This window comes from Paenibacillus polymyxa, assembly GCF_018614975.1.
Taxonomy (GTDB): Bacteria; Bacillota; Bacilli; order Paenibacillales; family Paenibacillaceae; genus Paenibacillus; species Paenibacillus polymyxa_E.
The window spans coordinates 115,385-135,457 of record NZ_JAGGNR010000014.1; the positions used below are offsets into that span (position 1 = coordinate 115,385).

At 45.5% G+C, this 20,073-nt stretch carries 18 protein-coding genes; 2 read left to right on the forward strand and 16 right to left on the reverse strand.

The features are described 5' to 3' along the window. Window positions 1-91: 91 nt before the first annotated feature. The 7 genes from phoU to J7E78_RS13735 all read right to left on the reverse strand — a co-directional run bounded on the left by phoU (window position 92) and on the right by J7E78_RS13735 (window position 7,321). On the reverse strand, window positions 92-751 hold the full coding sequence (phoU, locus tag J7E78_RS13705; protein WP_017689478.1) for a phosphate signaling complex protein PhoU: 660 nt from the start codon (window positions 749-751) through the stop codon (window positions 92-94). A gap of 63 nt (window positions 752-814) precedes the next feature. Further along, the gene (gene pstB / locus J7E78_RS13710) at window positions 815-1,570 is read right to left on the reverse strand and encodes a phosphate ABC transporter ATP-binding protein PstB (RefSeq protein WP_036609821.1); all 756 of its coding nucleotides are present in this window, start codon (window positions 1,568-1,570) and stop codon (window positions 815-817) included. A gap of 230 nt (window positions 1,571-1,800) precedes the next feature. Continuing rightward, on the reverse strand, window positions 1,801-2,988 hold the full coding sequence (locus tag J7E78_RS13715) for a methyl-accepting chemotaxis protein (RefSeq protein ID WP_215076758.1): 1,188 nt from the start codon (window positions 2,986-2,988) through the stop codon (window positions 1,801-1,803). 152 nt (window positions 2,989-3,140) lie between these two features. Beyond that, window positions 3,141-3,869: a response regulator transcription factor gene (locus J7E78_RS13720; protein WP_215076760.1), complete on the reverse strand. Its 729-nt coding sequence runs from the start codon at window positions 3,867-3,869 to the stop codon at window positions 3,141-3,143. 116 nt (window positions 3,870-3,985) lie between these two features. Continuing rightward, window positions 3,986-5,806 carry a two-component system histidine kinase PnpS gene (gene pnpS, locus J7E78_RS13725; protein ID WP_215076761.1) on the reverse strand — a complete coding sequence of 607 codons (1,821 nt, stop codon included), beginning with the start codon at window positions 5,804-5,806 and terminating at the stop codon, window positions 3,986-3,988. Between the two features lie 43 nt (window positions 5,807-5,849). Further along, a complete protein-coding gene (locus J7E78_RS13730) occupies window positions 5,850-6,197 on the reverse strand; it encodes a cupin domain-containing protein (protein WP_215076762.1) in 348 nt (115 codons plus the stop codon). Window positions 6,198-6,448: 251 nt separating this feature from the next. Then, entirely contained in the window at window positions 6,449-7,321 is an 873-nt protein-coding gene (locus J7E78_RS13735; RefSeq protein ID WP_036669971.1) for an SDR family oxidoreductase, read from the reverse strand. Window positions 7,322-7,709: 388 nt separating this feature from the next. Here J7E78_RS13735 and J7E78_RS13740 point away from each other — a divergent pair, with 388 nt between their 5' ends. Further along, window positions 7,710-9,269: a histidine kinase N-terminal 7TM domain-containing diguanylate cyclase gene (locus tag J7E78_RS13740; RefSeq protein WP_215076766.1), complete on the forward strand. Its 1,560-nt coding sequence runs from the start codon at window positions 7,710-7,712 to the stop codon at window positions 9,267-9,269. A gap of 263 nt (window positions 9,270-9,532) precedes the next feature. On the opposite strand, the gene J7E78_RS13745 is transcribed toward J7E78_RS13740, so the two are convergent. The 4 genes from J7E78_RS13745 to citZ all read right to left on the reverse strand — a co-directional run bounded on the left by J7E78_RS13745 (window position 9,533) and on the right by citZ (window position 13,603). Next, on the reverse strand, window positions 9,533-9,958 hold the full coding sequence (locus J7E78_RS13745) for a hypothetical protein (RefSeq protein ID WP_017689485.1): 426 nt from the start codon (window positions 9,956-9,958) through the stop codon (window positions 9,533-9,535). 135 nt (window positions 9,959-10,093) lie between these two features. Continuing rightward, on the reverse strand, window positions 10,094-11,035 hold the full coding sequence (mdh, locus tag J7E78_RS13750) for a malate dehydrogenase (protein WP_215076768.1): 942 nt from the start codon (window positions 11,033-11,035) through the stop codon (window positions 10,094-10,096). A gap of 15 nt (window positions 11,036-11,050) precedes the next feature. Continuing rightward, the gene (icd, locus tag J7E78_RS13755) at window positions 11,051-12,343 is read right to left on the reverse strand and encodes an NADP-dependent isocitrate dehydrogenase (RefSeq protein ID WP_215076770.1); all 1,293 of its coding nucleotides are present in this window, start codon (window positions 12,341-12,343) and stop codon (window positions 11,051-11,053) included. A 147-nt stretch (window positions 12,344-12,490) separates the two neighbouring features. Beyond that, window positions 12,491-13,603, reverse strand: coding sequence for a citrate synthase (citZ, locus tag J7E78_RS13760; RefSeq protein ID WP_215076772.1), 1,113 nt, complete (start codon window positions 13,601-13,603; stop codon window positions 12,491-12,493). Window positions 13,604-14,132: 529 nt separating this feature from the next. Between citZ and ytvI the strand changes: the two genes are divergently transcribed. Continuing rightward, window positions 14,133-15,251, forward strand: a complete 1,119-nt coding sequence (ytvI, locus tag J7E78_RS13765) for a sporulation integral membrane protein YtvI (protein WP_215076773.1) — start codon at window positions 14,133-14,135, stop codon at window positions 15,249-15,251. A 100-nt stretch (window positions 15,252-15,351) separates the two neighbouring features. On the opposite strand, the gene J7E78_RS13770 is transcribed toward ytvI, so the two are convergent. The 5 genes from J7E78_RS13770 to accD form a co-directional block, all read right to left on the reverse strand. Then, window positions 15,352-15,750, reverse strand: a complete 399-nt coding sequence (locus J7E78_RS13770; protein WP_215076774.1) for an FxsA family protein — start codon at window positions 15,748-15,750, stop codon at window positions 15,352-15,354. Between the two features lie 7 nt (window positions 15,751-15,757). Next, window positions 15,758-16,264, reverse strand: coding sequence for an acyl-CoA thioesterase (locus J7E78_RS13775; RefSeq protein WP_311517316.1), 507 nt, complete (start codon window positions 16,262-16,264; stop codon window positions 15,758-15,760). Between the two features lie 131 nt (window positions 16,265-16,395). Then, window positions 16,396-17,823: a pyruvate kinase gene (gene pyk, locus J7E78_RS13780; protein ID WP_062833547.1), complete on the reverse strand. Its 1,428-nt coding sequence runs from the start codon at window positions 17,821-17,823 to the stop codon at window positions 16,396-16,398. Window positions 17,824-17,928: 105 nt separating this feature from the next. Continuing rightward, window positions 17,929-18,960, reverse strand: a complete 1,032-nt coding sequence (locus J7E78_RS13785; RefSeq protein WP_215076777.1) for an acetyl-CoA carboxylase carboxyltransferase subunit alpha — start codon at window positions 18,958-18,960, stop codon at window positions 17,929-17,931. Continuing rightward, entirely contained in the window at window positions 18,961-19,854 is an 894-nt protein-coding gene (accD, locus tag J7E78_RS13790; protein WP_215076778.1) for an acetyl-CoA carboxylase, carboxyltransferase subunit beta, read from the reverse strand. Window positions 19,855-20,073 lie beyond the last annotated feature (219 nt).

Genomic DNA, 20,073 nt, shown 5'->3' on the forward strand with positions numbered 1-20,073 from the left:
TACACAGCCTATCTGAGAGAAAGTCCTTTTCCATTCATATGATTCATTACTTAATCAGCACTGATTCCCCAATTCCAAAGCAATGCTCTTCCTATTGATTCAGATCCGGACGTTTACCTGTCACCAGGTATACCGTGCTCTCACCAATGTTGGTTGCATGATCGCCAATCCGTTCAATGTAACGTCCAACCATCATCAGCAGCATGGCCTGAGAAGCCTGATTCGGGTGCTCTGTCATTAACGTGTAGAGATCACTGATCATGTGACTGTACAGTTGATCGACCTGATCGTCTGTTTGAGCCATTTTATAGGCCAGATCTGTGTTTTCTTTCAGGAAAGATTCGATGGATTCATCGATCATGGATTTCACGATTTCTGCCATTTGCGGGATATCCACCAAAGGTTTGATCAGCTTCTGTCCATCCATCCGGAGTGTCACCTTTGCCACATCAAGAGCAAGATCTCCCATACGCTCCAGATCACTGGAGATTTTGAATGCCACGATAATACGTCTGAGGTCCTTCGCCACCGGCTGTTGTGTGATGATCAGTTTGGAGCCAAGTTCCATAATTTTGTCTTCAAGGGCATTCAGATTCGCATCATTCTTGATGATGACCTGAGCTTTCTCCGCGTTCATCGTTTGTAAACTCTCAATAGCACCATCCAATGCTGCTCCTACATGTTCACCCATTTGTTTGAGCAAGGTACGCAGCTCTTCAAGCTCCTGATCAAATTCTTTTCTGCGAATCATAGATTTCATGTCCTCCTTATCCATCATCTCCGGGTATGCCGGGATCATTCCAATTCAGCTCGCTTAACCGAACCTTCCGGAGATATAATCCTCGGTTCGGGAATCTTGCGGTGTGGAGAATAACGTCTCCGTATCAGCTGCCTCCACCACTTCACCATTCAGGAAAAATACCGTGCGTCCAGATACCCGTGCCGCCTGGTGCATATTGTGCGTAACCATAACGATCGTGTACTTATGATGCAACTCCTTCACTAGCTCCTCAATCTTCAATGTGGAGATCGGGTCGAGTGCGGACGTTGCTTCATCCATCAGCAGAACGTCAGGCTGTACAGCCAGCGCCCGTGCAATACAGAGACGCTGTTGTTGTCCGCCGGACAAACTAAGTGCCGACTTTTTCAATACATCCTTCACTTCATCCCACAGTGCCGCATGAACAAGACTCTGTTCCACCAATTGATCCAGTTCAGCCTTTTGAGTTACCCCGTGCAAACGCGGTCCGTAAGCGACGTTATCGTATATGGATTTTGGAAAAGGATTCGGTTGTTGGAACACCATACCAACTCGTTTGCGCAGTGTCTCCACTTCAATCTCATTACTGTAGATATCGGAGCCATTCAGCATAACCTGTCCTTCCACACGAACACCCGGAATCATGTCATTCATCCGGTTTAACGTGCGGAGCAATGTCGACTTACCACAACCTGACGGCCCGATGAACGCAGTAACGGTTTTTTCCGGCAGATCCATCGATATATTTTTAAGCGCGTGATGCGTATCATAATATAAATTAAGATTTTCAATGTGAATGAGGTCCTTCATGGATGTTCACTTCTCCTTCGCTGCAGGGACACGGAAACTCCCTTTACGTTGAGACCGATACTGATAATCTTTCATCGCTGCTCGGCCATCTTTAATATCCTACCCTTTCATTGTAAAAACAGTATCACTTTCATGTTAACGGAATGTAAAAAAGACATCCTTGACCTTCATGATCTGCTTAATGGATCAATCTGATTGCTGATGCCTGCCTTATTGACTACTTTATAACTTTATATCACTCCGCTATTCGATACCATCTCATCCAGCTTCGTACGAATGTGCTCTGCGACTTCTCCAGCTTTCCCGCCTTCCATGGCGATCTCCTCTGCTATACGAGACAAATCTCTCACCGCACTGTTCAGTTGTCGGAACGTTGCTCCCCCTGCGTTGACATGCACCGAACTGTCGTCAATCTCTGCTCCGCTTGCCTTAACCAGTTCAACAGTCTGAAGGGTCAATCCACCAATATTCTCTAGCAATGAAGACATGTTCCCCGCAACCTCACGGGTCTGTTTTGCGAGCGCTCGAATCTCGCCTGCAACTATCTGAAAACCTCGTCCATATTCACCCGCATGGGCTGCTTCTATGGATGCATTCAGGGCAAGGAGACCACTCTGATCTGCTAGCGACCGGATGGATTGTGCCATGCCCGATCCTGTTCTGATCGAATTCAGCATGTAGTCCGCATGTTGCCCTTGATTCTCCATATGCTGATGCACCCGGTTATAGGAAGCATCAACGTGCTTCAAACTCTCTTCACCCTGCTTGGACAATGCCATGATCTCACGGGCCTCATGAACGGTCTGATTCGCTGCATGCACCAGCTTGGTGACCGCATCGTTGATTCTGGTTATCTCCTGTCTGCTCTCGGTTACTGTACGTATGCGCTCTTCCGTAACAGCCTGTTGCAATCTGCGGGAGAGCGACATTACGTCACGCATCGTCAGCACACCAAGCAGTCTGCCTTGTTCCGTAACAAGCAGACAATCGTAGAAATGCTGTTCATCGCGCCCAAGTGCGATATCAATAATCGTTGTGGCTTCAATATTAATATCTGCAATAACCGGAGATGTATTCACTACTTGGATGACCGGTTTACGGTAGAACAGATCTGCGGCAAAACGGCCATTTAACATCCGATATAACGTCTCTCGCATTAACAATCCAGTAGGTTTCATCTGCTCATCACACAGTACAATACATGGGTGCTCCTGATCCTGATTCATCATCGTGGCCGCTTCTCCACAGGTCGTATGGATCCCCGCGACAGGTACCTGACGATAATAGTCATGCAAATGGATTACAGGTTCTTCGGCAACAACCGTTTCTTCATGATGCTGCTGTTCGGGTATCGCTAATTCTTCGTTATGTAAAACAACATGAGGCTGGTCAGGTTTCACTTCGAGCAACATGGGCATAAATGCGTAATCTCCTTTACGTATTAGCTCCGTCTTGAGATAGATTATGTAGGTATAAAGTATCACCCAGATAAGTCCATGCTACTCCCTCTACGTAAAGGAAAATCCTCCTTTATGTTAAACAAACGTAAAATAAAACTCCCCGATCATTGCTAACTTGAATGATGGGGAGTTTTTCTTTTGACAACCAATTTATAACCTACACCACGAATGGAATCAATGTGAACCGATTCCGGGTCCAGCTCCAGCTTTTTACGTAATGAGCTGACGTGTACGTCTACCGTTCGTTGACCTCCAATATAATCGAAGCCCCACACAGCGTTCATCAGATCATCCCTTGTCAGTACCACACCCGGTTTTTTGGCCAAATATAACAGTACTTCGAACTCTTTCGGACGCAGACTGATGGATTGTCCACCCAGTGTCACTTCATATTTCAGAGGATAAATCTCCAGCTCTCCCAGAATAATTCGTGAGCCATCCTTGTCCTCAAGCTGTGGTAAATCTTCGCCATTGGAATAACGTCTTAATACCGCATCCACTCGGGCTAATAACTCAGATACACCAAACGGTTTGGTTATATAATCATCGGCACCCGATTTCAGTCCCTGTACAACCTCGGCTTCACCGTTCTTGGCCGTCAGAATGATAACAGGTGTACTGACACCCTGTATTCTTAACTTGTTCAGAATGTCCAGACCATTCATGCCCGGAAGCATCAGATCCAGCAATATGAGATCAAAATCCTGGGACAAGGCGCGATCATATCCTGTAGATCCGTGATCCTCTGCCGTAACGTCGTAACCTTCCTGTGTCAGGTTATACGTGAGTAATCTTGATAATGTAGGTTCATCTTCAATAACTAGCAAACGCTGTGCCATGATACCCCTTCTCTCTTCATAGGTTGTCTGTTGCCACAACACTTTTTCTATCATAGCACTAATTTGTTAACGCGGTGTAAAACAATACACACTTTTTACATTTTGATACCAGACGCCTACATCTCTTCGTCTTGAATGAATGGAAGGATCACACGGAATGTTGTCCCCATGCCCAGCTCACTCTCTACAGACAATTTGCCATGATGCAATTCCACCAGATGTTTAACGATGGAAAGTCCAAGGCCTGTGCCCCCTGAATTACGGGATCTGCCTTTATCAACACGATAGAACCGTTCGAAGATTCGCGGCAAATCTTTTTTCGGTATGCCAATTCCTGTATCTGACACCGCAAAGACAACTTCATCATCGTTATCCATCGTCACCTGTAACTTCACTCGTCCACCATCGGGGGTATAATTGATTCCGTTGGATAACAGATTGATGAAAATCTGCTTCATCTTGTCCTCATCCGCTTCAATATACAGCTCCTCCGGAACATGCATTTCCAGACGAATTTGCTTTTTCTCCGCCACCTTGGACAAGGTGCCCAGCACCATTTCGAAGAAAGAGTGTATATGAACAGGTGAGCATTGCAGCGGTGCGCGTTTCGATTCAATTTTGGATAACTCCAGAATATCCCCGATTAATCGGTTAAGTCGATCTCCTTCATCATAGATAATTTTCAGGAATGATCGCTCTGTCTCCTTATCCTGTACCCCGCCACTGAGCAACGTTTCGGCAAACCCTTTGACCGCAGCGACAGGTGTCTTAAGCTCATGAGAGACATTGGCGACAAACTCACTGCGCATTGACTCCAATCGGCGGATTGCCGTCACGTCCTGCAACAGGAACAACATGCCTCGATACCCGCCATCATCTTCGGACATCGGTACTCCATCAATACGGATCAGTTTTTCCTCCGGGTTGAACACACTCACTTCTTCATGCATCCGTTCTTTCAATGCAACACTCTCTTCGATAGTACGTGTTAATTCGTAGTGTCTTTTTAATTCAGTATAAGGCTTACCCGTAACCTTTCCTGCCTGAATACCAAGCATACGCTCCGCTTCCCGATTGACCAGTGCAATGGATTGCCCTGCGTCGATCATAACAATACCTCCGGTCATGTTTGCGAGGACACTCTGTAGCAACGCTTCATTGTCACGGATCGTCTTCAACTGGGACTGCAAGCTGTCTGCCATTCCGTTTATCGCAAGCCCCAGCTGTCCGATCTCATCTCTACGCGTTACATCAACTCTCGCATCGTATTCCAGCTTGGTAATTCGATGGGCCACTTTCGTAATATGCTCAATCGGAGAGGTTAATCCACGTGCAACCCGATAACTGACAAATGCCACAATTAAGAATAATAGCCCAAGTGCAGCAAACATAATCATCCAACCACGCTGAAGCCCTTGATCCACAGCCTGTAGACTCATGGATAGACGAATGTAGCCATCAAATTTGCCGCTTGGTATTTCAATCATGTCACTTTGATCCGAATTCACAGGTAGTGCTACATACAGCATATCTTGCCCCAATGTTTCACTGTAACGTATGGACTGCCCGTATACATCCCCTACCGCACCCTTAATTTCTTCCCGGTTCAAGTGATTATCCATCGATGCCGGATCACTCTCGGAATCTCCGATGACCATGCCGTCTTTATTAATGAAGGTTACCCGGGAATCCGTCAGACGATCCAGTTCCAGCGCCCGATCTGAATAATACTTTCGTGTGGCTTCCGAGGTTGGATCACTTGCATCATGGAATGGAAAAGTTGCTTTAAGCAAATTAATCTCGCGCACCATGGTTTGCTCCAATGCGGTTATATGCGTAGTCTTAAATACTCTGCCCATCGTGTATCCAGCTACAATGACGGATACGCCGATCAGCACCATCATAATGATGGCAAGGCGAATTCGGAACGGTCTCATCTATCTCTTCCTTTATGATCAGATTAATATCTAATGTCTTGCTCTACATTGAATCCAGTTCAATTCGGTCCCCACGGGTGCCTGGATTGGAAATAACGAGAAACTCCACTTCTTCGTTGCTGCGATTCATCATCTGATGCGGCATTCCGGGTGCGATCTCTATTCCTTCATGGGTTTCCAGCACGAACATTTCACCATTAAGTTCCATACATGCTTCACCGCTGAGGATGAAAAAAAACTGACGGCTTACCGAATGGTAATGTCGTGTTTCAGCCGTTCCTGCAGGCATTCGCTCATGAATGATGCTCAATTTATCGTTTTGAACAAGGTGCCAGCCATCGCACTGTCCACCCCATATATAATGCGCTGCATTCTGTTTGCTCATTTTCATATGACTTATCCCTCCGAGTATAATTGCTCGATCTATCATATCACAGATTAGGGAGATTCCAGTCAGCAAGGCTATTCGTACAATATCATAGTTGTATCAACGCAGATGCAGACTTTTGTAAACAGCTGCTAAACCGCATCTTAGACTTGCACATCCCCTGATATAAAAAAGACGCACCGCTCAGCCATGCTGAATGCGATACGTCTCTCTATATAATCAATCCTATCCTGAGTCTAAACGTTCTTTACGTATTATCCGTTCACCACTTCGCCGCCATTCACATGTATCACCTGTCCGCTTACATACGAAGAATCATCTGAAGCTAGATATACATAGGCGGGAGCCAGTTCATCCGGTTGCCCTGGACGTTTCATCGGCTGGGTTGCGCCAAACTCACTTACTTTTTTCTCATCAAAGGTAGATGGAATGAGCGGTGTCCAGATCGGCCCTGGTGCAACGGCATTGACACGAATTCCCTTCTCAATCACATTCATCGATAGCGAACGAGTGAACGAAGTGATTGCTCCTTTGGTAGATGAATAATCAAGCAAGGTCGGGCTGCCCCGATAAGCTGTAATGGATGTGGTGTTAATAATCGTACTGCCTTTCTTCAGATGTGGCAGAGCCGCCTGCGTCACATAGAACATGCCGAAGATATTGGTACGGAATGTACGCTCCAGCTGTTCTGGCGTAATATCCTCCAGATTCTGCTGTGGATGCTGTTCCGCTGCGTTATTCACGACAATGTCCAGTTTGCCCAGTTCATCTACTGTCTGCTGAACCGACTTCTTCGCAAAGGCATCATCACCAATGTCACCTGCAATCAAGATGCACTTGCGTCCTTCTTGTTCGACCTGACGCTTCGTTTCCTTGGCATCTTCGTGCTCGCTCAGGTATACAATAGCGACATCCGCGCCTTCCTTGGCATACGTAACAGCAACAGCACGTCCAATTCCGCTGTCACCTCCTGTAATAAGCGCCACCTTACCCGTCAGTTTACCTGCTGCCTTGTATTCAGGCTTCTCAAATTCCGGTCTGGGATGCATCTCCGATTCAATACCGGGGCGTTGATCCTGATGCTGTGCTGGCATTGTTTTTTGATTTTGTTGTGTATTGGTTGACATCTAACAGTCTCCTCTCAAAATGTGAACATGTTTGGATTACAGAAGACATGGACTCTAACTGTAACCTTCCTTGTCTTTCGTTCTCTGAAAAAGTCTCATTCTGTAGGATGGCATGAACAGTTCAGATTATTCTTCTGCGATGAACAGCAACTTAAGCCTCAGCGTGCTGTCTCTAATCCTTATTTACCACTCTCTTTGGATATCAAACAACCGATTTGCTTCAATGCCTGTTTTGCCAAAATTCCAAATTTATTCGAATTAGACTGTTTCATGATACAAAGTGTATTCCTATGCTGCTTGGGCTGATGTACAATGTACAGTATACTGATGTGCTTTAACTCTCATTTTTATTGTTTTAATCATTCTAACCTAACATGGAGACCTGACAATGGAATCGCATATTAATTCATATATAACACTCGTAGCTACTTCAGCCGTGCTGAATGTCTTTTTGTGTTTATATACCTATTTCAGAAGATCCGAGATTCCCAGTTCCAAAATATTCATTCTCTACACAGCAGCACTCTCCATATACACTTTTGGTTACGCGATTGAGCTTGCCAGTAGCACGCTGGAGCAAATGAAGTTTTGGACCACCGTGGAGTATTTAGGTATGCCTTTCTCCGCCTCTCTCGGCCTTATCCTGATGATAAAATATACAGGAAAAACGTTATCCAAAAAGGCAACCGCCGCATTGTTTGTAATCCCTTCCATTACGCTAGGTATGGTTGCAACCAATGACTTTCATCATCTGTTTTATAAAAAAGTATGGCTAAGAGAAAATAGTCCCGTTCCTCTGATGGATATCGCAGTGGGTCAATGGTATGTTGTACACGGTGCATTCACCTTCTCCTGTCTGTTATGTGCCTGTCTCATTCTGATCGGACAATGGAGACACACCAAGAAGATGTATCGTCGTCAATTACTTACTCTCATTACTTCACAGATTATTCCTATGGTCGCAGCTTTTCTGTATTTGCTTGGTTTGACCCCCGGCGGGATGGACCCCGTACCCGTACTCATGTGTATCACATCTGCCATGTATATCTGGGCCATACTATCCTCTCGTCTCCTGACCATCGTACCCATCGCCAAAGACAGTATTTTCGAAAGCATGCGTGAAGGTGTTATTGTACTGGATAGTTCCAATCGACTGGTCGATTACAACAGATCTCTGTGTGACATGTTGCCAGAGCTTAATACAAGCATGATTGGCCAACCCTTGGATGACATCTGGCTTAATCTTGCTGGAAAGACATTTCCCGTTGAATACGGCAGGGAAGGATTGCAAACCGATCTTTACTGGCAGTTAAACGGAGAGACTGTCTGTTATCAGGTCAGGACATCTTACGTGTATAACAAGGATGCACAGACTGTGGGCAGTCTAATTATGTTAATCGATATAACGGAACAACGCTTCTTGCAAGAACAACTGAAACAACTGGCTTATTTCGATGGTCTGACCAAAATCTATAATCGCACTCAATTTTTGCATAGAGGACGGGAGATTTTGAGTGAAGCTCAGCTTAATCCGCAACCTGTCTCATTTATCTTATTTGATATTGATTACTTTAAACGCATCAACGATACCTACGGGCATGATGTTGGTGATCAGGCCATCATTCATGTAGTCTCTGTTTGTAATCGATATTTAAGCCCTGAGATGTTGTTCGCCCGTTATGGAGGAGAAGAGTTTGTCATCGCTCTTCCGAATACCTCGCTTCAAGAAGCCGAGAAACTTGCCGAACAACTGAGAGTTGCCTTGTTGAATGACCCCCTGGATGTTAAGGGAGTACCTATTACGCTGACCTCAAGCTTTGGTATTGCCCAGTACAATGGAGGGTCAGATTCGCTGGAGTCCTTGTTACGCGATGCTGATACTGCCTTGTACGAATCCAAGCGTAATGGTCGAAATGCAGTGCGTGCATATACTGTGAGTACAACCTAACCAATGTAGACCGTGTCTGATGGAATATGCATGCTGTTATGTATGGTAGTGCTCCTATAGTTCCAGATCAAATAAACCGAGGACTGCTGATTTCATCTTGGTAACAACAAAAAATAGACAGCCAATGAGGTTGTCTATTTTTCATTTGTTTCAACGAAACACCATCTTACATATCATCCGGCTTGTTCTAATTAGGTCTGCAAACGCTTAACCAACGACTAACAATACATCTTCGTAGGGTGGATTAACCGTCCACAACGCGCTTAGATCACCTGATTATTCACCATCAGGTACACCATGATTAGCAAGAATACAGCCAGAAGTGTACTGAACATACGGATCTTGCTTTGCTCAGGACCCACATCACGTTTGTTTTTCACACCTTCAGCAGCGAGTCGCAGCGGTTTCCCCATAATTCCTCCAATAGCCGCAATAGCCAAGAGCAGAACAACAACAACAGCCATCCAGACATGAGAATATTCACCTTTGGTCATCAGGTAACCACCAGTAAGAAGTTGGATTACAAGTCCATACTGCGCGACTTTGTTCAAAGAACGCAGCGATGCAAAGGCTCCCTCTTGTGCTGCAGCATTCAAGGTACGAATTTTACCGACCACAAATGGCAGAATCAAATAGAATCCCATCGCCAGTGCTCCAACAATATGGAGCAGATACATAATCATTGTCAAAATTTTCATCCTCCTCAACATTTTCGGTGTGCTATACATCACATCCCATTATACTGGGGAACTTATCCAAAGAAAAGAAAACCTCCGAGTTTACCGGAGGTTTTCTTTTAGCTTCTGTTCAAAAAGTTTTCAAACTTACAGGTTAACTACCGAAATGACGTTTCGAACCGAATCAGCAGATTTATCCAATCCTGCTTTTTCTTCCGTTGTCAGGTCAAGTTCGAATATTTTCTCAATGCCGTTTCCACCCAGAATGGTTGGTACACCGAGGAACAGATCATTATAGCCATATTCACCTTCAAGATAAGCGATCACTGGAATGATACGTTTCTTGTCCTTCAAAATCGCTTCGGTCATCTGAACGAGTGAAGCTGCCGGTGCGTAATATGCACTACCGTTACCAAGCAGATTCACAATCTCACCACCGCCTACGCGTGTGCGCTGCACGATGGATTCGATCCGGTCAGCCGGAATCAGCGTATCGATCGGAATGCCTCCCACGCTCGAATAACGAACGAGGGGTACCATATCGTCTCCGTGGCCGCCAAGAACGAATCCACGAACATCTTCAACAGATACATTCAACTCTTGCGCAATGAAGGTACAATAACGTGCTGTATCCAGAACACCTGACTGACCGATAACACGGTTTTTAGGAAAACCAAGGGTCTGATAAGCAGCATAAGTCATCGCATCCACCGGGTTGCTTAGAATAATGACGATGGAATCAGGGCAATATTTTTTCACATTTTCACAAACGGACTTCACGATACCCGCATTCGTATTGACCAGATCGTCGCGGCTCATACCCGGTTTACGGGCGATACCAGCCGTGATGATTACAATCTCAGAACCTGCAGTATCTTCGTAGTTGGAAGTACCGACGATATGACTGTCAAATCCTTGAACAGGACTCGCTTCCATCATATCGAGAGCTTTCCCCTTCGTCGGGTTCTCCAGTTGAGGAATATCAACCAGCACAACATCCCCGAGTTCTTTTTGGGCAAGCATTAATGCGGTCGTAGCACCGGTAAAACCGGCGCCGACTACTGTGATTTTTTTGCGCTGAATAGTCAAGATTCACATCTCCCCTTACAGGTTTTTAATGATTTGATCCGCGAATTCAGAACATTTCACTTCAGTAGCGCCGTCCATCAGACGTGCAAAGTCATACGTTACTGTTTTATTGTTAATGGATGTTTCCATACCTTTGTAGATCAGGTTAGCTGCTTCTTGCCATCCCAAGTGCTCAAGCAACATTACTCCGGACAGAATAACGGAACCAGGGTTCACGACATCTTTGTCCGCGTATTTAGGTGCAGTACCGTGAGTTGCTTCGAAGATAGCATGTCCTGTTACGTAGTTGATGTTCGCTCCAGGAGCGATACCAATTCCGCCAACTTGCGCTGCAAGTGCATCGGACAGATAGTCACCGTTCAGGTTCAGGGTTGCGATTACATCAAACTCGCCTGGACGAGTCAATACTTGTTGCAGAGCGATATCGGCAATCGCATCTTTTACGATGATTTTACCAGCATCTTCAGCAGCTTTTTGTGCTGCATTCGCTGCATCTGTACCTTCGTTTTCTTTGATGACGTCGTATTGTGCCCAAGTGAATACTTTGTCAGCGAACTCTTCTTCAGCCACTTCGTATCCCCAGTTTTTGAAGGCACCTTCGGTAAATTTCATGATATTACCTTTGTGTACCAATGTAACCGTCTTACGGTTATGGTCAATTGCGTACTGTACTGCTGCACGTACCAAACGTTTCGAACCTTCGGAAGAAACGGGTTTGATACCAATACCGGAAGTCTCAGGGAAACGGATTTTGTTAGCACCCATCTCCTGTTGCAGGAACTGGATCACTTTCTTCACTTCTTCAGAACCTTCAGCATACTCGATTCCTGCATAGATATCTTCCGTATTCTCACGGAAAATGACCATGTCTACCAGCTCAGGACGTTTAACCGGAGAAGGTACACCGTCGAAATAACGAACAGGACGCAAGCAAGTGTACAGGTCAAGCTCTTGACGCAGGGCTACGTTCAGGGAACGAATACCGCCACCGATTGGCGTAGTCAATGGTCCTTTGATCGCTACGATATACTCACGAATAGCTTCCAGTGTATCATTCGGCAACCACTCACCGTATGTATCGAATGCTTTTTGTCCAGCAAACACTTCATACCATGCGATTTTTTTGTTGCCATCATAAGCTTTTTCAACAGCTGCATCCAATACACGTTTGGAAGCTTTCCAGATATCACGGCCTGTACCGTCACCTTCGATAAATGGAATGATTGGATTACTAGGTACCTGAAGTGTACCGTTATCAATTTGGATTTTTTCGCCTTCAGTTGGGTGAGCAAATTTTTCTAATTTCATAGTTAAAATTCCTCCTAGGTTTTGTATATGCAGTATTCATCATACCACTAGTCTTGTTGAGAGAAGGGTCCTGAGAGCTTGAGCCAGTAAAGCCTCTGCTTTCCAACCCTCCACCTCGTCCTTATTATTATACTGTTTTTGCGGCTATTAGCGAAGTTCAATAGAAACGTATTTCTGATCTGTAGGGCCAGTGTACTCCGCACGTGGACGAATAATGCGATTGTCCGCAAGCTGTTCCAAAATATGCGCAGTCCATCCAGACACCCGGCTGATCGCAAAGATCGGCGTGAACAATTCCTGTTCGATCTCCAGTTGGGTATATACAGAAGCAGAATAGAAGTCTACGTTAGGCTTCAATCCTTTTTGTCCTGTTACCAGTTCCTCGATCTTCACAGACATATCATACAAGCGCGTATCATTGTTCATCTCGCCAAGTTCCTTGGACATCTTCTGTAAATGTTTGGCGCGTGGATCACCGTTTTTGTACACCCGATGTCCAAAGCCCATGATCTTTTCACGATTATTCAGTTTTTCCTGAATTGCCGCTTCAAGACGATCAGGTGTACCGATCTCATTCAACATTTTCATAACGGCTTCGTTAGCACCGCCATGCAGTGGTCCCTTCAGTGCGCCAATGGCGGAAGTTACACCGGAATAGATATCCGATAGCGTCGCAACCGTTACACGGGCTGCAAATGTTGACGCGTTTAACTCGTGATCCGCATGCAGGACAAGGGCTTGATCCAATGCTTTCACTGCTGTCTCGGATGGTTCTTCACCAGTCATCATATATAAAAAGTTTTCTGCGATGGAAGCGCCTTCTTTTGGAGCCACAGGTTCTTTGCCCTGACGGATACGGGCGATGGCTGCCACAATCGTTGGCAACTGTGCTTGCAACTTAACCGCTTTGTTCTCATTCGCTTCCGTTGTCATCTCATCCGCTTGCTCGTCGTACAGTGCAAGTGCAGAGACAGCCGAACGAAGTGCTGCCATGGTACTGACGTTTTTCGGATACAATTGGATTTGTGCAATCAACTCGCTCGGAATCGGCGCGTAATCGCTCAGGCTTTTACGAAGGGATTTCAATTCATCCGTTGTTGGCAATTTACCAAACCACAACAAATAGGCAACTTCTTCAAAGCTGGCATGTTCAGCCAAGTCGTCGATATCGTAACCACGGTATGTGAGCACACCGTCTACAATAGAACTGATCGAAGAGGTTGTTGCAACGATGCCTTCCAGACCTTTGGTAGCTGTCATATTACATCTCTCCTTTAATAAGCGAAATCAGGAACCATTCCAGAGTGCCATATAAGTGCTAAAATGCACCTATTCTCTTTTGTAAACATTTTCATTTTAAAATTAACAAATATTTCAAAATACGGTTTTCCTATCTGTCAATCGGTATTTACTTATAACATCATACTGGATTTTGTCGTTTATGTGAACATGATGAGAGTTCATTCGCACATCAAACTTCTTTATCGGACCGATAAAGCATTTTTGAAAGCCTTTACAAAAACAAGGTTGACATTTAATGTTTTTTAATCAAACCTGGCGTATGAAGAACTTTCTATTGCTATATTCTGTAATACTAAGGCATACTCTAGGCAAAAGAATGAACCCGGTAGAGTTAGTTCAAAAGTCCGCTTTTGAATCAGCTCTGGTAACATCCCTGCGTTTCAAAACCTTGTAAATGCTCTATATTAATTAAGATAGCCATCTATTTCTAATACTACTTTATGGATCATACATAGGTCGGCTTAATTGAAATAAGGAGAGTTGATGCTTGGATAGAATAATAATGAAACGCCTGCTCCGCGGCTTATGGGTTATCATCGCGACCATTCTGATCGTTATTGCCATATACTTGCTGTTCCCGCTTCTGTATCCTTTTGCGATTGCCTGGATTATCGCCTATGCTATGAATCCATTAGTGAAACTGCTTCAGCATCGGACACGATTCCCCCGCTGGCTGGCTGTGACTCTTTCATTGATCCTTTATTTTGGAGCCATTGCAGTGGTGTTGTCTGCGGCGATTACCCGCATTGTAAAAGAAGTCATTTCACTTACGACAAGCTTTGATCTTCATGTTGATGAGATTAAGGACACGTTCGTACGCTGGACCCAGAATGACACCATTCAAAGTTTGACTGCGCAGATCAATGAATTTTACAAGGAAAATCCCAACTACCAGGAAACCATTAATAGCAATATTAGTAAAACAACCGAAACGGTAGGTACAGCCGTGACCGATCTGGTCACTGGATTTTTCAATATGATTCTGAGTCTCCTGACCTCCCTGCCGAACATGGGCGCGGTATTAATCGTTGTGTTGTTGTCTACGTTCTTTATTAGCAAAAGTTGGACCAGGCACAACATCACCGTATCGGGATGGGTACCCTCTTCCATTCGCAAGCCGATATCCGACATATGGACTGACCTTAAGAAGGCACTGTTCGGATACGCAAGAGCACAATTGATCATGATCTCGATTACAGCACTATTCGTCATGATTGGGCTACTTATATTGCAAGTCAATTCAGCCTTCACCATCGCTCTGATGATTGGTTTGGTCGATCTGCTTCCTTATCTGGGTGTTGGCCTTGTCATGGTGCCTTGGGCTGCATACCTCTTTATGAATGGGGATCTGTATCTGGGTATTGGCATTAGTATTATCTATCTGATCTTACTGATCGCCCGTCAGATTATTGAACCAAAGGTACTTGCAAGTAGTGTAGGGCTCGACCCACTCGCCACGCTCGTTGGCATGTTTGTAGGTTTGAAGTTGTTCGGTGTTCTGGGCTTGATTATTGGCCCTGTCAGTCTCGTGATTCTCGATGCGTTCAATCGGGCTAACGTATTACGCGACCTCAGAACGTACATCATCAACGGACGTGTCCGATGAGGCATCATCTTATGAGCACACAGGAAAAATAAAAAGGCTTCGTTCAACAGAAATTATCTGTTGAGCGGAGCCTTTTCCATTATGCATAACAACTGGTGTTTCATTTCGGACGACGATAAAACGTAATTTTGCCACTTTTCATTTTTTTCTCCAGCCATCCCAGGAAGAACAGACGGTAAACCGGACGTGTTAATGGAAATATCAGTGTAAACCCGATCAGATCCGTTACAAAACCTGGAATCAAGAGCAAGAAACCACCGACAAAAATAAAAAGACCATCGACCATTTTTCTTCCAGGTACCTTGCCGCGCTCCATCTCGGATTTGGCGTCCACAAGTACTTTTCGCCCTTCAAACTGCAACATTGCTATACCAATCAAGGACGTGAGAATCATGAGAAGCAATGTCTTTCCGGCTCCGATCCAGTCACTTATCAGAATAAAACCAAATAATTCAATCACCGGAATGATTAAGAGTAAAGCCCACATCCATTTTCGCATTGACGTATTACCCCTTTCCCGAAAGCCACACCTTTTCAAGCGCGCTGTATAGCTCAGAGGCTGCCTTATCCAGCCGAACTGGCTTCCAGTCTCCATTCACCCATACATGCTGGGTAGAACCTGTAACTAGCCGTTCTCCGGGGAGTGATTCATCAGTTGACCATACCCGATCTCCAATCGCCATATGCTCATGAGGTTCTTCAGACATGCGTCTTACGTCATACTCATAATTCAGTCGCAGACCACTAAATGCAGCAATACGGGTAAAAATGATAATTTCATCATCATATCGGGCAGGCTTGTGATACTTCACATCCAATCCGGTTACGGGAAGCAGTAACCCCTGTTCCTCCATTTTACGATATGTATACCCCATTTGGCGAATCATCTCAGTTCGACCGATCTCAAACCAATTCAAATAGTTCGCGTGGTAGACCACGCCCATCTGGTCACTTTCTTGATAGCGTACACGAAGACGTGCCGCATACCAGTTACCATTGCTCTGTTCTCGCACGTTATCGGCCTCCTTCGTTCTATCATTCATACGTGTTACATCGTTGTAAAGTGTCAATAAGATGGAAAAAAAGCAACGGGACAATAACGCCCCATTGCTTCTTTCCTGTTGCTTCTCCATCCAAGACGCTATTAAGCGTTGTTAGGAATTTGGCTTACTTTAATCAGGTTGGTAGAACCGGAACGACCCAAAGGTACACCTGCTGTGATCACAACCAGGTCTCCTTCTTTAACAAGTCCGGATTTTACACCGCCTTCAATTGCGTTTTCGAACAAAGCATCCGTGGAATCAACCAGTCTTCCTTTGACAGGAGTTACACCCCAAGCCAGAGCCAAACGACGGGAAGTTCTGTCTTCCGTAGTCACAGCGATGATTGGAGATTCTGGACGATACTTGGAAATCATGCGTGCAGTGTGTCCTGATTCAGTTGAAGTGATGATCGCTTTTGCGTTCAAATCTTGAGCTGAGAGGGCAACCGATTGGCTGATTGCTTCTGTAACCGTTGTTTGTTGAGCAACACGTTGTTTCAGATACAGCTCTTGGTAAGGCAGAGCAGATTCTGCTTTTTCAGCAATACGGGACATGGTCAGAACAGATTCAACCGGGTATTTACCCGCAGCTGTCTCACCAGACAACATGATTGCGTCCGTACCATCGAAGATTGCATTCGCCACGTCACTTGCTTCCGCACGTGTTGGACGCGGGTTACGTTGCATGGAATCCAGCATTTGTGTAGCTGTGATAACCGGTTTACCTGCAACGTTACATTTTTCGATCATGCGTTTTTGTACCAAGGGTACTTCTTCCGCAGGAATCTCAACACCCAGGTCTCCACGAGCAACCATCAGGCCGTCAGACACTTCAAGAATTTCGTCGAGGTTATCGACACCTTGTTGGTTTTCGATTTTGGAGATGATTTGGATATGTCCAGCATTGTGTTTTTCAAGCAATTCACGAATCTCAAGTACGTCACTTGCTTTACGTACAAAAGAAGCCGCGATGAAATCGACACCTTGTTCGATACCAAATACGATATCGTTAGCGTCTTTTTCGGTGATACCCGGCAGAGAAATGGCAACGCCCGGAACGTTAACACCTTTTTTGCTTTTGATCGATCCGCCGTTAACGATACGGCATTTGATCTCGGTGCCTTGCACTTCCACCACGGTCAGTCCGATCAGACCGTCGTCGATCAGAATTGTAGATCCCGGTTCAACATCATTCGGAAGATCTGTATACGTAATGGAAAGACGTTCTTTGGTTCCCAGAATTTCTTCTGTTGTCAAAGTGATGTACTCGTCTTGAACCAATTCGATCGGTTCAACTTCGAGTTTACCTGTCCGAATTTCCGGTCCTTTGGTGTCCAGCAGGATCGCTACTGTTTTGTTCAACTCTTCGCATGCTTGGCGTATCGCAATGATCCGTCCGCCGTGCTCATCGAAATCACCGTGGGAGAAGTTCAGACGGGCCACATTCATACCGGCCATAATCAATTTTTTGGTGTTCTCCAGAGATTCACTGGATGGACCAATGGTACATACAATTTTCGTTTTACGCATTTTGGGTTTCCTCCGATTTTAAAGGTATTACTCTTTATCTATTTTTCTTTTTCCAACTATTAAATTTACTATACTTTTGCTCATTTGTATAGGAAATTCGTCACATTATTCAGCATTTCCCGACAAATTACTCGCTACATCGACTTCTACAAGCTCTTGAGGAGCTTCAGTAGATGCTTGAGGTTCAAACGTGACCGATCCAATTTTACGAAATTTCTCATAACGATCCTGTTTCAGCTGATCCCCGCTCCAACCCTTCATCTCGTCGAGATGACGGACCAAAGCTTCACTGATGAAAGCAGCAGACGCTTCATAATCCCGATGAGCACCGCCGCGTGGCTCAGGGACAATCTCTTCAATGACTTCCATCTCCAGCAGGTCTTTGGCTGTTATTTTCATTGCTTCAGCCGCCTGATCTGCCTTGGATGCATCCTTCCAGAGAATCGAAGCAGCGCCGTTCGGAGAGATTGCAGAATAGATCGCATGTTCCAGCATCAACACACGATTACCCACAGCCATAGCGAGGGCACCGCCGCTTCCACCTTCGCCGATGACCACAACAATAACAGGAACCGTAAGCTTCGCCATTTCCATCAGGTTGCGAGCAATCGCTTCCGATTGACCTCTCTCTTCTGCAGTATTACCCGGATACGCCCCTTTAGTATCAATAAACGTAATAATAGGACGGCCAAATTTGTTCGCTTGTTTCATCAGACGAAGTCCTTTTCGGAAACCTTCCGGATGAGCGCTGCCGAAAAAGCGGGCGATATTATCCTTTGTGTCTTTCCCCCGCTGTTGTCCGATTACCGTTACTGTCTTTCCATTCAACTTGGCAAGTCCGCCAACAACCGCAAGATCGTCTCCGAACATGCGGTCACCATGCAGCTCAATGAAGTCCGTAAATATCAGCTGGATCAGATCCAGCGCCGTTGGGCGTTGCTGATGCCGGGCCAGATGCATTTTCTGAGCTGCTGTTATGCCAGTGTAGATCTCTTCTTCAAGTCTATGGTAACGTTCTTCCAGGCGGGCAATCTCGTCCGTGAAGTCGATCCCTTTTTCCTGTCCAAACTGTACGAGTTCATCAATCTTTTTGCGCATCTCAACCAGAGGCGCTTCATATGGCAACTCACCCGCCATTTAGACCCCTCCTTTTTCACTATGCATATCCAGAAGCTTGCCAAGAGTGGCCCGAAGCTCTTTCCGGTGGACAACCATGTCCAACTGACCGTGTTGCATATTAAATTCAGCCGTCTGGAAATCATCAGGTAACTTCTGACGGATGGTCTGTTCGATAACGATTCTGCCGGCAAAACCAAATACAGCGCCAGGTTCGGCAATATTAATATCGCCCAAGCTCGCAAAACTTGCCGAGACTCCACCTGTCGTTGGGTCCGTAATGACCGAAATATACAGCCCACCCTGTTCATCCAAACGCGATAAAGCTGCGCTTGTTTTGGCCATTTGCATAAGGCTGAGAATACTCTCTTGCATCCGGGCACCACCTGATGTAGAGAAGATAATCAATGGCAACTGTTTCTCTGTTGCATGCTCAATGGCACGGGTAATTTTCTCCCCTACAACAGAACCCATGCTGCCTGTGAAGAAATCAAAGCTCATGACAGCCACAACTACAGGCAGACCCTCAATGGTTCCTTCTCCTGTAATTACCGCTTCCTTCAGACCCGATTTCAGACGCTGTTGTTCCAATTTGTTGCTATATCCGGGAAAGCCAAGTGGATCAACCGATATCATATCAGCGTCAAACTCAACAAATCCTTGATCATCAAGTACCATAGCAATGCGCTCCATAGCATTAAGACGCATATGGTAACCGCAGGCAGGACATACTTTCAGATTTTTCTCCAATTCCTTGCTATATTGAATGGTGCCGCATTTGCTGCACTTGTTCATAAGCCCTTCAGGTATTTCACGTTTTGGGCGTTCTAGGACTTCCTGGCCTTCGCCGGGAAGTGCACGCTCGGAAGGTATGGTAGCGTACTTCCGTTTCTTCTGGAATATATCTTTGAACACAACTACACCTCTCCAGCCGTTGATTTGATGGCCGCAACCTGCAGAGCGCTGCTTGTGGCAGCTTCATCCGCGTGCTACGGTAAACCGCTTACGACCCACACGCTGCCATGGGCCTTGTCCAGCATTCACAACAAAAAAATCCGCCGGTACAGGGCAAGGATCAGCGGCTTCTGTCAGCACGATTGATGTTACCTGCAATAACCGAAAGATTGTTGCGCC

Excerpts from the sequence above, each read along its gene's own strand:
- phoU (WP_017689478.1), bottom strand. The coding sequence starts at position 751 with ATGATTCGCAGAAAAGAATTTGATCAGGAGCTTGAAGAGCTGCGTACC.
- pstB (WP_036609821.1), bottom strand. The coding sequence starts at position 1,570 with ATGAAGGACCTCATTCACATTGAAAATCTTAATTTATATTATGATACG.
- J7E78_RS13715 (WP_215076758.1), bottom strand. The coding sequence starts at position 2,988 with ATGCCCATGTTGCTCGAAGTGAAACCTGACCAGCCTCATGTTGTTTTA.
- J7E78_RS13720 (WP_215076760.1), bottom strand. The coding sequence starts at position 3,869 with ATGGCACAGCGTTTGCTAGTTATTGAAGATGAACCTACATTATCAAGA.
- pnpS (WP_215076761.1), bottom strand. The coding sequence starts at position 5,806 with ATGAGACCGTTCCGAATTCGCCTTGCCATCATTATGATGGTGCTGATC.
- J7E78_RS13730 (WP_215076762.1), bottom strand. The coding sequence starts at position 6,197 with ATGAAAATGAGCAAACAGAATGCAGCGCATTATATATGGGGTGGACAG.
- J7E78_RS13735 (WP_036669971.1), bottom strand. The coding sequence starts at position 7,321 with ATGTCAACCAATACACAACAAAATCAAAAAACAATGCCAGCACAGCAT.
- J7E78_RS13740 (WP_215076766.1), top strand. The coding sequence starts at position 7,710 with ATGGAATCGCATATTAATTCATATATAACACTCGTAGCTACTTCAGCC.
- icd (WP_215076770.1), bottom strand. The coding sequence starts at position 12,343 with ATGAAATTAGAAAAATTTGCTCACCCAACTGAAGGCGAAAAAATCCAA.
- citZ (WP_215076772.1), bottom strand. The coding sequence starts at position 13,603 with ATGACAGCTACCAAAGGTCTGGAAGGCATCGTTGCAACAACCTCTTCG.
- J7E78_RS13770 (WP_215076774.1), bottom strand. The coding sequence starts at position 15,750 with ATGCGAAAATGGATGTGGGCTTTACTCTTAATCATTCCGGTGATTGAA.
- pyk (WP_062833547.1), bottom strand. The coding sequence starts at position 17,823 with ATGCGTAAAACGAAAATTGTATGTACCATTGGTCCATCCAGTGAATCT.
- J7E78_RS13785 (WP_215076777.1), bottom strand. The coding sequence starts at position 18,960 with ATGGCGGGTGAGTTGCCATATGAAGCGCCTCTGGTTGAGATGCGCAAA.